The following is a 12,642-nucleotide window of genomic DNA, read 5'->3' as shown; positions in this document are numbered from 1 at the left end:
TGCCGTTCGCGTAGACATGTGTCCTAGGAAGCGGCCAACAAGCTACGCAGCGCCTTGCGGTCGGTCTTGCCGACGCCGTTGACCGGCAGCACGTCAAGCCTGCGAATCTGCGCCGGCACGTAGATCCGCGCGAGGGAACCCCGTACGAAATCCTTGAGCCCCGGCTCGTCGAGGCCCTCGCCCTCCCGCAGCACCACGAAGGCCACCGGTACCTCGCCGAGATCCGCGTCGGGGGCGCCGACCACGCAACAGTCGCAGATGGCCGGATGGGCAGCGAGTTGCCGCTCGATCAACGCGGGCGAGATATTCTCGCCGCCGCGAATGATCACGTCCTTGATGCGCCCCGTGATGGCGAGGAAGCCGTCGGCGTCGAAGCGGCCGAGATCACCGGTGCGCAGCCAGCCGTCCACGATCGGCTGGTCCGCGCTGCCGAGATAGCCGGCCATCAGGGCCGGGCCGGAGATGCGGATCTCCCCTTCCCGGCCGGCCTCGACCGGGCGATCCGTGGCCGGATCGAACAGGTCCACATTCTGGCCCGCGAGCACGGTCCCGATCGTGCCGATGCGACGCCGGCCCGGCGGGTTCATGGTCGAGGTGCAGGTCGCCTCCGACAGGCCGTAGGAGACGAGGAGCGGCACGCCGAAGGCCTCCTCGATCTGCCGATGCAGGGTCGGGGTGATCGGCGCCGAGCCGCAGCGCAGGAAGCGCAGGCCCGGGAAGCGCTCCCCGGGGCGCAGCAGGGGCAGCATCCGCGCGTAGATCGTCGGCACGCCGGTCATGTAGGTGATGCCGCCAGATCGCAGGCGGTCGAGGGCGGCCTCGGCCTGGAAGCGCTCCATCAACACGATCTCGGCTCCGGCCAGGAGAGGCACGATCAACTGGTTGTTGATGCCGTTCGTGTGATGAAGTGGCATGACGTGGAGAAGCCGGTCCGCAGGCCCCGTACCGGTGTGACGGAGCACGCCCGCGGCGTTGCAGATCAGGCCTTCGTGGCGCAGCAGCACGCCCTTCGGCCGGCCGGTGCTCCCCGAGGTGAAAAGCAGCATGGCCTCATCCCGCGGGCTGACCTCGGCCGCGAAGGCCGCGCCGTCGGCGAGGCTGTCCAGTGCGCGGACGTCCAGGCCGGTCAGAGCGACGGGCGAGGCGTCGACCTGGGCGACGATGAGATGCCGCATGCCGACGAGCGCAGCCTGCTCGGCCACCACCTCCGGCGCGAGCCCCGGCTCCAGGAAGCAGACGCAGGCGCCGGCCTGCATGGCCCCGAAGTAGGCCACGATGGCCGCCGCACTCTTGGGCGCGATCAGTCCGACCCGGTCACCCTTGGCGGCACCCCAGTCCCGGACTGCGCCCGCGGCGGCGTCGATCCGCGCGCCGAGGTCGGCATAGGATACGACGTCGGAGCCCGAGAGCGCCGTGCGGCCCGTCCCCGCATGATCCGCGATGGCCGCGCGCAGCCGCGCGCTGATCGAGTCCGGCATGGCAGCGCTCATGGCGGCGATCTCCTGTCCCGTCTGTCTGCCCCGCGCCTCAGCGCAGGCGGATGCCCGCATCGGCCTCGAACCGGCCCTCCGGGTCGAGGACCGCCAGCGCCGCCCGCTCCGCCGGGGTCGGCGGAGGCGTCGAGGCGGCACCGTCCGCCGAGAACGCGAAGCCGGTGCGGTCCCGGACCTCGTCGAGGCTCGCCTCCGGATGCCAGGAGGCCAGCACGAGCCGGCCCTCGCGCTTCGTGAAGACGGCGATCGGCGTGACCACGCCGTGCATGCCGCCGGCCGCGGTGACGAAGTCGAGGGTCTCGACGAGGGTGCGGCGGGAATGTTCCGTACGCCACGTGACCGCCCGGCGGGCGGTGGGCAGCATCACGGCGCCGCCGCCGCCGCCCGGCAGCCGCACCCGCGGCGCGTGCCAGTCGCCGATGCAGGAGACGTTCGTGCGGCCCAGCCCGTCGACCTGCGCGGCGCCCAGGAAGCACAGGTCCATCAGGCCGCGGGTGCAGAGATCGTAGAAATCCTCATTGGCGAAGATCGCCCGCGAGCCCTCGGCGAGGACCGGGTCGGAGGACGAGATCGGCACCTTCGACGGGTTCGGGTCGACGCCGCCGGCGACGTTGATGTAGGTGAACGCGAAGGGATAGGCCTGCTTGGCCAGGAGGCAGGCCAGCATCGGCAGGGCCGAGTTCACGCCGCTGAAGGTGATCTCGTTCGGCCGCACGAACCGGGCGAGATTGGTGACGATGTAGGAAAAGCCCGACCAGGCCTCGATCGCGTTGGACGGCGCCTCAGACATGGGCAGCCTCCCGGGCCTCGGGGCCGGCGGCGAGGTGATCGGCGAGCACGCCCGGGGCGTCGGCCATGTAGGCCTCCACGGCCGGGTAATCGATCTCGTAATCCGGCCAGAGCGAGCCGGGCCAAGCCCCGTTCGGCACGATGCTCAACGCCTCGACGAGGAAGTGGGGCACCAGCGTCAGTTCGGGCTGGTCGCGGAAGGAGGCGTCCGGGGCGACCCGCTCGGCCACCACGAGCACGCGCTTGGCCGAGCGGCTCATGATCCGGTCCCAGTGCGAGGTCCCGAAGACGCGCACGTCCCCCGACGCGCTGACCTCGTTGGCCTGGATCACCGCGAAGTCCGGCTGGATGCGCGGGATGGCGTAGACCGCCTCGCCGCTGCCGTAGGGGTCCTCGATCGTCTTCCAGCCGTTGAGCGCCGGCAGGTCCGAGCCGTGGATGCCGCCGCAGGGCATGAACGGCACGCCGAAGGCAGCCGCCCGCAGGCCCGCCGTCAGGCTGGCGCAGGCGTGCTCCTCCAGGCGGACCTCGCCGGACTCGATCGCCCGGCGGTACCAGGGCGCGAGGCCGAAATTGCCTTCCATGGCCACGATCCCCGCCTTCGCCCGCGACAGGGCGCCGGCGCGGCAGAGAATGTCGATGTCATAGCCGGGCGACTGCTTGACGACTTCGAGGTCGCGGCGGCCCTGGCGGATCAGCTCGCGCACGAACGCGAAGGGGCCGCGGTGCAGGAAGCTGCCGCCGAGCGCCAGGGAGCTGCCGTCCGGCACGCGGGCTGCGAGGTCTGCGAGGGGGACGATCTTCTGGGTTCCGGCGCTCACGGGGCGTCCTCCGATCGGGCGTGTGTCAGGCCGCGCGGTAGGCGCGGATCCGGTCCTTCAGCCCCGGGCGCGCGGCCGAGGCGACGAGGTCGGCGAGGTCGTCCGCGCGGGTGTCGCGGGCGGCGGCGCGGTTCAGGGCCGCCCCGGCCCAGGAAGACAGCCGCGTCGCCGCTTCCGAGGCGGCCGCGACGGTGTCGAACCACGAGTCGGTCGCCGCGACGGCGGTGAGGAACCCGTCGGACAGGGCCTCCGGGGCGTCGAAGACCCGCCCCTCCTGGAGGACGAGCCGGGCCTTGGAGCCGCCGACCCGCTCGGCGTAGCGCCGCGTGCCGAGCACCAGCCCGAAGGACAGGCCCGGCATGCGGAAGGTGGCGGCCGGATCGCCGACCCGCCGGCCGCAGGCGCAGATCACGTCGACCCCGGCGCCGAAGTTCCGCCCGTGCGCGAGCGCCAGCGTGTCGAACGGCGCGTGGGCCAGCGCCTGGAGGAGCTGCTCGATCCGCACGAACCGGAGCAGCAGGTCGCCCTCCGACAGGTCCGCGTAGCCGCCGAAGTCGAACCCGGCGCTGAAGTTGCGCCCCGCGCCCTTCAGCACGAGGAGCCGTGTCCCGTCGCCGGCCGCAGCCGCGACGGCGTCGAGCAGCGCGTCGACCAGGGTGGCCGACAGGGCGTTCATCTTGTCGGGGCGGTTGAGCGTCAGGGTCAGCGTGTCGCCGCTGCGCTCTTTCAGGAGTTCGTCCATGGCGCCGCCCTCAAGCCGTGCGCGCGCGAGCCGGCGCGGCCTCGCCGAACAGTTCGGCGTTGTGCTGCCCGAGGGCGGGCGGCTCCCGGTAGATCGGGAAGCCCTCCCCTGAGAACTTCAGCGGCGACACGAAGGTGCGCGTCTCAGCGCCGGACGGCAGGGTCACCGGCTGGACCCAGCCCATATGCGCGACCTGCGGGTCGGCCAGGGCGTCGGCGTAGCCGTTGATCGGTGCGCAGGGCACGCCCGCGGCGCGGAACCGGGCCAGCAGGTCGGCGCAGGTGAGGTCGGCGAAGTCGCGCTCCAGAATCGCCAGGAGTTCGCCCTGGTTCTGCGCCCGCAGGGCGGTCGAGGCGAAGCGCGGATCCTCGGCGAGGTCGTCGCGCCCGATCGCCGCGCAGGCGGCGCGGTAGAGGGCGTCGTTGCCCGCCGCCATGGCGAAGTACCCGTCCTGGGCGCGGAAGGCCTGATAGGGGGCGTTGCGCGGATGGGCCGAGCCCAGGCGCTTCGGGTCGCGGCCGCTGCCGAAATACTCGCTGGTCTGGAGCGCCCCCATCGCCAGGGAGGCGCCGAACATCGAGGCGTCGATGTGTGCGCCGGGTCCGCCCGCCCGCACCTGGAGCAGCGCCGCCGCGATGGCGTAGGCCGCGTAGAGGCCGGTGCCGAAATCCGAGATCGGTACGCCGCACTTGACCGGGGGCGCGCCGGGCTCGCCCGTGACGCTCATCACGCCGCTCATCGCCTGGAGCGTCAGGTCGAACCCGGCCTCGGCGGAGCGCGGCCCCTCCTGGCCGAAGGCTGAGATCGAGCAATAGACCAGGCCGGGCCGCCCGGCGCTGACGCGCACGTAGTCGAGGCCGAGCCGCTTCATCACGCCGGGGCGGTTGTTCTCCAGCACCACGTCGGCAGAGCCGATCAGGTCCAGGGCGCGCGCCTTGTCGGCCGGATCCTTCAGGTCCAGCGTCACAGAGCGCTTGTTGCGGTTGAGCGAGGCGAAGTTCTCGCTGAAACCCGCGTTGAGGGGCGGCCAGGCCCGCATCGAGTCGCCGCCCTCCGGATTCTCGACCTTGATGACGTCGGCTCCCATGTCGGCGAGCAGCATGGCGCAGAATGGCCCGGCCGCGACACTGCAGAACTCGATCACGCGGATACCGGACAGCGGTCGCATGGGCCTACTCCTCGATCAGGCAAGCGCCGCCGGCGCGCGCGGGGGCGCTGAGCCTCGGGCATGCCGCGGCGCGGCAGGGGATGAGACGGTGATGGGGTTGTAGCCGAGGGCCCGCGACAGGCTGCGCGCCGCGTCGACGACCACGTCGCTGAAGCGGCGGAGCGCCGTGGGATTCAGGCGATCGGCCGGCCCGGAGATACCGATCGCCGCGACGGGACGGCCCATGGCATCGTGGACGATCGCGGCGAGCCCGCACACGCGCTCCCGCCACTCCCCGCGATTGATCGCGAAACCCTGAATCCGGACCTGCTCGAGTTCCCGCCGCAGGAGGTCGAGGGTCGCGATCGTGCGCGGCGTGTGGACCTGGAGCGTCTCCGGCAGGTGGGCCAGCGCCTCCTCCTGATAAGCGAGCAGCGCCTTGCCGGACGCCACGCAATAGGCCGGAGCGCGGCCACCGATCGACGAATAGGCGCGAACCGGCTGGGGGCTCTCGATCTTGTGCAGGTAGATGACGTCCGCCCGGTCGAGCAGCGACAGGTGGATGGTCTCCTGGGTTTGATCGGCCAGGGTCCGCATGAAGGGCTCGGCGACCTGCCGGACGTCGATCCGCGCCACAACGGGACTGGCGAGCTCGAAGAGCTTCAAGGTGCAGGCGTAGGTGCCACCCGTCTGGGCGCGCACGTAGCCGGCGGCCACCAGTGTCTGGAGCGTGCGATGCACATTGCTCTTCGTGAGGTTGAGCGCGCGTGCCAGTTCGCTGACGCCCCGGGGCGTCTCGCTGCCGGCCAAGTGCTCGAGAAGCATCAATCCCTTGAGGAGGGTGCTGTCCATCGTTCCAACATTCGAAACGCCGTTCTGGTAAAAGCTAGCGTTGCCCGTGGCGCCTCGTCAAGTGCAGTCCTCTGAACGAGTTGCAACAACAATGGCGGTTTCTCGAATACCGGCCGCGCGGTCGCGAATTCTGCAGGTTCTCCATTGACTGCAGGCCAGGGCGTTCATAGCCTATCAATTCCTGATACGTCGTTCCAAATGATAGAACAACTTGCGTCGTTCTCAGGCCGGCACAGCCTTCCGAAGAGGAGGCCGATTCATTGACGGGAGAGAAACCATGGACGCTTCGGTGCAGCGACCGCCCTCGAAGAAGGACGTCTTCCGCGTCGTGAGCGGAAACTTCCTCGAAATGTTCGATTTTATGGTCTACGGCTTCTACGCCGCTGCGGTGGCAAAGGCCGTCTTTCCCAACGACAACGAGTACGTCTCGTTGATGCTGTCGTTGGCCACCTTCGGGATCGGCTTCCTGATGCGTCCGCTCGGCGCCATCGTGCTTGGCGCCTATATCGACCGCCACGGCCGACGAGCCGGGTTGGTCATGAGCCTCGCCATCATGTCGGTGGGCGTCGCGCTCATCACGTTCACGCCGACCTACGCATCGATTGGCATCGCCGCTCCCATTCTCGTCCTGATCGGCCGACTGCTGCAGGGGTTCTCCGCCGGCGCCGAATCCGGCGGCGTCTCGGTCTATCTGTCGGAGATCGCGACGCCGGGGAATCGCGGCTTCTACGTGAGCTGGCAATCGGCGAGCCAGCAGGTCGCCGTGGTCTTCGCCGCCGTTATCGGCGTGACCCTGCGCGGCTTCCTGACGGAGGAGCAGATGCTCGCCTGGGGATGGCGCATTCCGTTCCTGATCGGCTGCCTGATCATCCCCGTCCTATTCTGGATCCGGCGCTCGATGCAGGAGAGCGAGGATTTTGCGCAGCGGGCGAAGCATCGCCGCGTAACCCTCGGCGAGATCTACCGGTCACTTCTCCAGAACTGGGCGATCGTGCTCAAGGCGGTGCTGCTCGTCACACTGACGAGCGTCTTCTTCTACATGATCACGGCCTATACCCCGACCTACGCGCGTCAGGTTCTTGGCCTAAGTGCGCATGACAGCTTCGTGGTCACCGTCTGCGTCGGCGTGGCGAACTTCGTCTGGGTGCCCGTTATGGGGGCGGTGTCGGACCGGGTCGGGCGGCTTCCGGTGCTCCTGACCTTCTCGGTGTTGATCGGTCTCACGGCTTACCCGGTCATGGCGTGGCTCGTGACAGACCCGTCCTTCGGCCGCTTGCTGGCCGCCCTCATGTGGATGTCGTTCCTGTATGGCGGCTACCAGGGGGTGATGGTCGTCACGCTGACCGAGATCATGCCGGCCGAGGTTCGCGCCACAGGCTTCTCCCTGGCCTACAGTCTCGCACAGGCAATTTTCGGCGGCTTCACCCCGGCGATCTGTACCTATCTGATCCACGCAACGGGGAATCGAGCCATGCCAGGCCTCTGGCTCGCTTGTGCGGCCCTGTTCTCGATCGTGGGCGCTCTGACCCTCTACCGCAACGTGCACATCTCCCGACGTGGGACGACGGCTGTCACGCCGGCCTGAGCGCGGACCGGCACAAGCGCGTTGGCCGACTCGTTCAATGGCCGCCTGCGCGACGAGTGCCTGAACGCGAACTGGTTCTCGTCGTCGGCCGCCGCGAGGAGCGAGATCGATGCGTGGCGGCCGCAGGCCAGCCCGGCTGGACCACAGCTTCCGTCTCTGGGCGCCTCAAGGCGTTTCAGCTCTTCCGACGACGGACACGCGGCGCGGCCCCGTCATCGGCGTCGTCGACCCGCAGGCGGCGATCAAACGCGACATCGCCGGCCACAACCGACACGCCGAGCCCGTCATCTGGACCCGGCCGGCCACCGATATCCTCGCAGCCGTCAGCCTGGCCTACTGGTACCCTTTCGGGAACGGATCGGGCTTGATCAGTTCGGGGCTGGTGTAGACGATCTCGAACTGGCCGTCGGGCTTGGCCCGGCCGACCCGGGTCTTCGACCAGAGATGGTGGTTCTCGTCGATCTTCACGTAACCTTCCGGCGCCCCCTTGAATTCCAGGCCGGGCGAGGCCGCCACGACCTTGTCGACGTCGAAGGTGCCGGCCTTCTCGCAGGCCATTTTCCACAGGAACGGGCCGAGATAGGCCGCCTGCGTCACGTCGCCGATGACCGTCTTCTCGCCCCACATCTTCTTGAACGCGGCCACGAACGCCTTATTGTTCTCGTTCTGGATCGACTCGAAGTACTTCATGCACGAGTAGGCCCCGGCGATGTTCTCGCCGCCGATGCCGTCAACCTCGTCCTCGGTCACCGACAGCGTCATCAGCACCTGCTTCGACAGGTCGATGCCCGCCGCCTTCAGCTGCTTGTAGAACGCCACGTTCGAGCCGCCCACGATCGTGGCGAAGATCACCTTCGGCTTGGTGAGCTTGATCTTGTTGATGACCGAGTTGAACTGCGTGTGGCCGAGGGGGAAGTACTCCTCGCCGACGACCTTGCCCTTGAGCACGGTCTCGATGTGCCGGCGGGCGATCTTGTTAGAGGTGCGCGGCCAGATGTAGTCCGAGCCGATGAAGTAGAAGCTGTCGCCGCCCTTCTCCTTGTGGACCCAGTCGAGGCCGGCGAGGATCTGCTGCGTGGCCTCCTGGCCGGTGTAGAAGACGNGAGCCGATGAAGTAGAAGCTGTCGCCGCCCTTCTCCTTGTGGACCCAGTCGAGGCCGGCGAGGATCTGCTGCGTGGCCTCCTGGCCGGTGTAGAAGACGTTCTTCGACTGCTCCAGGCCCTCGTAGAAGGTCGGATAGTACAGCAGGCCGTTGTACTGCTCGAAGACCGGCAGCACCGCCTTGCGCGAGGCCGAGGTSMAGCAGCCCAWCACGGCGGCGCAGTGGTCGTTGACGAGGAGCTTCTTGGCCTTCTCGGCGAAGGTCGGCCAGTCGGAGGCGCCGTCCTCCTGGATGATCTTGATCTTGCGTCCGATCGTGCCGCCGGTGACCGAGCGGGCGTCGAGGTGGAGGAGNACGGCGGCGCAGTGGTCGTTGACGAGGAGCTTCTTGGCCTTCTCGGCGAAGGTCGGCCAGTCGGAGGCGCCGTCCTCCTGGATGATCTTGATCTTGCGTCCGAGCACGCCGCCGGCGTCGTTGATCTGCTGGATCGCCAGCTTCTCGCCCTGGCTCGGCCCGGTCTCCGAGATCGCCATGGTGCCGGTGATCGAGTGCAGGATGCCGACCGTCACCTCGCTGTCGGTCACCGCCAGAGCGCCGGCCTCGGCGGCCGCCGCGACGCGCGGCAGCGATGCCGCGAGCGGGGCCGCCGCCAGCCCGAGCAGCAGGCGCCGGCGGAGGGTGAAGTGCGCGGGATCGTCTGTCGCCATGGGGGGCAAATCCTTCAGATCGTTCGAGAAGGTGGGCCGCCCCGTCCGCACCGGATCAGCCGTCGCGCACGGATCGTCTCCTTCAGCACATTTCTTCAAAAGAAAATAAATTTCGCAAGATGAAAACATCGGCAGCCTGCCCATATCGGCGGCGGCGATCCCGGGCGCCGGCTTCCTATTTGCGGCGGCGCGCCGGGGCGAGCCCGGTTAGCGCCGCGAAGGCGCGACCAGCGGCCGCCTCCAGCCCCGCCGCCAGGGTGCCGCCGTCGGGCGCGAGGAGCCGGAGGCCGAGCCCGGCCGCGTTCGGCAGCAGGCTGAGCCCGGCCCGGCAGCCGGTGCGGTCGGCCGCGGCCTGGACGTCCCCGGGATCCGGCAGGCACGGGGCCGGACCGAGGATGACGAGGGCGCCGTAGGCCCGCCACGGGCCGAGCGGCGAGGCCGGATCGCGGAACTCGGCGCCGGCGATGCGCGCCCGCTCGCGGACCAGGACGGCCCCCGCCGCCGTCTCGATGCCGAGGGCGAGCTCGACGTGCTCGAACGGCCTGCCGCGGCCCTCCGGGTCGTGACACGCAATGCTCTCGGAGACGACGGCACGGGCCCCGGGCTCGAGCGTGACCCGGGTCGAGGCCGAGAGGGCGGCGCCGGGGAACAGGATCAGGGGATCGGGCACGCAGTGGAGGAAGGCATCGGCGCCGACGCGGATCCGCGTGTCCTGGCGGGCCGGCTGGTCGGCGCTGCGATGGACGACCGTGGCGGCCTGGGTGGTGACGTGCGCCGCCGAGCCCGGACCCATCGCGATGTCGAGGCCGAGACGGTCGCCGCGGTAGAGGCCGCCGGAGGCCGATTGCAGGTACAGCGTGATCAGCTCCGGCCGCTGCGGATACAGGCGGAACGGCTTCGTGATGTGGAACGGGTACGGCACGTGCTGGTCGGCGAGCACGCTGGTCCCGCCGCCGCGCACGAAGCCGAGGCGGGCCGTCGCGCGGCGGCCGGTCTGGACGTCGTCGGGCACGGCTAGGGCGCGAACAGGACGGCCCGGCCGATGGCATCCGCCACCGCGTCGATGCCGAGGCCCGCGCGCGCGTTCGTGGCGAGGACCGGCCTGCCGCTCCGGACCCGCGCGGCCTCCGCGAGCATCCCGTCGAGGTCGACGCCGACATGCGGCGCGAGGTCGACCTTGTTGATCACGAGGAGGTCGCAGCGCAGCACGCCCGGGCCGCGCTTGCGCGGGATGTCGTCGCCGCCGGCCACGTCGATCACGAAGATCCACCAGTCCACGAGGTCGAGGGAGAAGGTCGAGGCGAGGTTGTCGCCGCCGGATTCGAAGACGAGCAGCTGCAGGCCCGGGAAGCGCGCCTCCAGCGCGTCGCCCGCGGCGATGTTGAGGGTCGGGTCCTCCCGGATCACCGTGTGCGGGCAGGCCCCGGCCTCCACCGCCTCGACGCGGCTCGGATCGATCAGCCCGGAGCGGCGCAGCCGCTCGGCATCCTCCTTGGTGACGAGATCGTTCGTGATCACCGCGAGATCGACGCCCCGCGCCCGCAGCACGGGGATCAGCCGCTCGATCAGCGCGGTCTTGCCGGATCCGACCGGGCCGCCGATCCCGATCCGGGCGGCGTTCGCGGGAGTCACGTCGGTCATGGGGAGCGGGGCCGTGAGAGGGGTGGCGGGGTTCGGCGCCGCTCAGCGCAGCATGTAGCGCTGGGCGAGCGGCAGAGTCCGGGCCGGCTCGCAGGTGGCGAGCACGCCGTCGACGAAGACGTCGAAGGTCTGCGGGTCGACGCGGATCTCCGGGCAGGCGTCGTTCCAGAGCATGTCGGCCTTCGTCAGCGTGCGGGTCCCGCGGGCGGGCAGGAGCGCCTTGCGCAGGCCGAGCCGGCCGCCGAGATCGGCCTCGATCGCCAGGGGGTGGACGAAGCAGGCCGAGAGCGCCTGCTTGGCGCGCCCGAAGGCGCCCCATTGCGGGCGCATCAGCACCGGCTCGCAGGTCATCAGCGAGGCGGCGGAATCGCCCATCGCGCCCCAGGCGATGAAGCCGCCCTTGATCACGAGCTCCGGCTTGATCCCGAAGAAGGCCGGCCGCCAGACCACGATGTCGGCCATCTTGCCGGGCTCCAGCGAGCCGACATGCTCCTGGATGCCGAAGGTGCGCGCCGCGTTGATCGTGTACTTGGCGATGTAGCGCCTGATCCGGGCATTGTCGCCGAAGCCCGGCCTCTCCTCGGGGAGCGGGCCGCGCTGGTCCTTCATCTTCGAGGCGAGCTGCCACGTCCGGCAGACGACCTCGTGGATCCGGCCCATGCCCTGGCTGTCGGAGCCGTGCATCGCGATCGCCCCGATGTCGTGGAGCACGTCCTCGGCGGCGATGGTCTGGGCGCGGATGCGGCTCTCCGCGAAGGCCACGTCCTCCGGCAGGGCCGGGTTGAGGTGGTGGCACACCATCGTCATGTCGAGGTGCTCGTCGAAGGTGTTGACCGTGTAGGGGTTGGTCGGGTTCGTCGACGACGGTAGGCAGTGCGGCAGCCCGGCGACCCGGATGATGTCCGGCGCGTGGCCGCCCCCGGCCCCCTCGGTGTGGTACATGTGGATGGTGCGGCCGCCGATCGCCGCCAGCGTGTCCTCCACGAAGCCCGACTCGTTCAGCGTGTCGGTGTGGAGCTGGACCTGGAAGTCGTACGCGTCGGCGAAGCCCAGGCAGGCGTCGATCGCGGCCGGCATCGCGCCCCAGTCCTCGTGGATCTTGAGGCCGAGGACGCCGGTCTCCAGCTGCTCCTTCAGGGCGGCCGGCCGGTGGGTGTTGCCGCGCCCGAGGAAGCCGAAATTGACCGGCCAAGCCTCGGCGGCCTGGAGCATGCGGCCGGTGTTGAACGGGCCGCCGGAATCGATGCCGACGGTGATCGGCCCGAGCGAGCCGCCGAGCAGGGTCGTGACGCCGGAGGCGATCGCGTGGTCCGGCAGGCCGGCGGAATCGAAGTGCACGTGCACGTCGATGGCCCCGGGCGTCGCGATCAGGCCCTCGCAGTCGCGCACCGTCGTCCCGGCCGACACGATCAGGCGCGGGTCGACGCCGTCCATGATCGCCGGGTTGCCGGCCTTGCCGAGCGCCACGATCCGCCCGTCCTTGATGCCGAGATCGCCCTTCTGGATGCCGAGGACGGGGTCGATCACCACGACGTTGCAGAGGAGGAAGTCGAGCGCGCCCTGCGCGGCGGTCACCCCGGGCGCCATCCCGATCCCGTCGCGCAGGGTCTTGCCGCCGCCGTGCAGGCACTCGTCCCCATAGACGGCGTGGTCGTGCTCGACGACCGCCACCAGGGAGGTGTCGGCGAGCCGCACCCCGTCCCCGGTGGTCGGCCCGTAGAGGGCGGCGTAGTCGCGGCGCGGGATCGTCACCATGGCACTC

11 protein-coding genes and 3 pseudogenes are annotated in these 12,642 nt (G+C 69.9%); 2 read left to right on the top strand and 12 right to left on the bottom strand.

The genetic code is table 11. The features are described from left to right. Positions 1-23 precede the first annotated feature (23 nt). From ASG32_RS22370 to ASG32_RS22345, 6 genes are read right to left on the bottom strand one after another with little or no spacing between them, the layout of a single operon-like run. A complete protein-coding gene (locus ASG32_RS22370) occupies positions 24-1,490 on the bottom strand; it encodes a class I adenylate-forming enzyme family protein (RefSeq protein WP_234080787.1) in 1,467 nt (488 codons plus the stop codon). Between the two features lie 37 nt (positions 1,491-1,527). After that, positions 1,528-2,283: a CoA-transferase gene (locus ASG32_RS22365; RefSeq protein ID WP_020096114.1), complete on the bottom strand. Its 756-nt coding sequence runs from the start codon at positions 2,281-2,283 to the stop codon at positions 1,528-1,530. Then, positions 2,276-3,103 carry a CoA transferase gene (locus tag ASG32_RS22360; protein ID WP_020096113.1) on the bottom strand — a complete coding sequence of 276 codons (828 nt, stop codon included), beginning with the start codon at positions 3,101-3,103 and terminating at the stop codon, positions 2,276-2,278. The genes ASG32_RS22365 and ASG32_RS22360 overlap by 8 nt, the downstream gene beginning before the upstream one ends. Before the next feature lie 25 nt (positions 3,104-3,128). After that, positions 3,129-3,845, bottom strand: a complete 717-nt coding sequence (locus tag ASG32_RS22355; protein WP_020096112.1) for an enoyl-CoA hydratase/isomerase family protein — start codon at positions 3,843-3,845, stop codon at positions 3,129-3,131. Between the two features lie 10 nt (positions 3,846-3,855). Continuing rightward, on the bottom strand, positions 3,856-5,013 hold the full coding sequence (locus ASG32_RS22350; RefSeq protein ID WP_020096111.1) for a CoA transferase: 1,158 nt from the start codon (positions 5,011-5,013) through the stop codon (positions 3,856-3,858). Between the two features lie 15 nt (positions 5,014-5,028). Then, the gene (locus ASG32_RS22345) at positions 5,029-5,844 is read right to left on the bottom strand and encodes an IclR family transcriptional regulator (RefSeq protein ID WP_056530838.1); all 816 of its coding nucleotides are present in this window, start codon (positions 5,842-5,844) and stop codon (positions 5,029-5,031) included. A 277-nt stretch (positions 5,845-6,121) separates the two neighbouring features. Here ASG32_RS22345 and ASG32_RS22340 point away from each other — a divergent pair, with 277 nt between their 5' ends. Together ASG32_RS22340 and ASG32_RS32805 are read left to right on the top strand one after the other, a co-directional pair. Then, positions 6,122-7,429 carry an MFS transporter gene (locus ASG32_RS22340; protein ID WP_020096109.1) on the top strand — a complete coding sequence of 436 codons (1,308 nt, stop codon included), beginning with the start codon at positions 6,122-6,124 and terminating at the stop codon, positions 7,427-7,429. 15 nt (positions 7,430-7,444) lie between these two features. Further along, positions 7,445-7,549 (top strand): annotated as a pseudogene (locus ASG32_RS32805) (integrase core domain-containing protein); the annotation flags it as partial. 213 nt (positions 7,550-7,762) lie between these two features. Here the strand turns inward: ASG32_RS32805 and ASG32_RS35320 are convergent. The 6 genes and pseudogenes from ASG32_RS35320 to ureC form a co-directional block, all read right to left on the bottom strand. Beyond that, positions 7,763-8,531: pseudogene (locus ASG32_RS35320) on the bottom strand (transporter substrate-binding protein); the annotation flags it as partial. A gap of 99 nt (positions 8,532-8,630) precedes the next feature. Next, a pseudogene (locus ASG32_RS35315) lies at positions 8,631-8,885 on the bottom strand (transporter substrate-binding protein); the annotation flags it as partial. A 1-nt stretch (position 8,886) separates the two neighbouring features. Continuing rightward, positions 8,887-9,239: transporter substrate-binding protein (locus ASG32_RS35310; RefSeq protein ID WP_244492109.1), on the bottom strand; the 353-nt coding region annotated here is incomplete at its 3' end. A 175-nt stretch (positions 9,240-9,414) separates the two neighbouring features. Next, positions 9,415-10,251, bottom strand: a complete 837-nt coding sequence (locus ASG32_RS22330; RefSeq protein ID WP_056530835.1) for an urease accessory protein UreD — start codon at positions 10,249-10,251, stop codon at positions 9,415-9,417. 2 nt (positions 10,252-10,253) lie between these two features. After that, positions 10,254-10,880 (bottom strand): urease accessory protein UreG, encoded by a 627-nt coding sequence (ureG, locus tag ASG32_RS22325; RefSeq protein WP_020095176.1) that lies wholly within the window; start codon positions 10,878-10,880, stop codon positions 10,254-10,256. 42 nt (positions 10,881-10,922) lie between these two features. Then, on the bottom strand, positions 10,923-12,635 hold the full coding sequence (gene ureC / locus ASG32_RS22320; protein WP_056530832.1) for an urease subunit alpha: 1,713 nt from the start codon (positions 12,633-12,635) through the stop codon (positions 10,923-10,925). Positions 12,636-12,642 lie beyond the last annotated feature (7 nt).

The sequence above is a fragment of the Methylobacterium sp. Leaf361 genome, assembly GCF_001424445.1.
Classification (GTDB): domain Bacteria; phylum Pseudomonadota; class Alphaproteobacteria; order Rhizobiales; family Beijerinckiaceae; genus Methylobacterium.
This window is presented reverse-complemented; position numbering and strand designations above follow the sequence as displayed.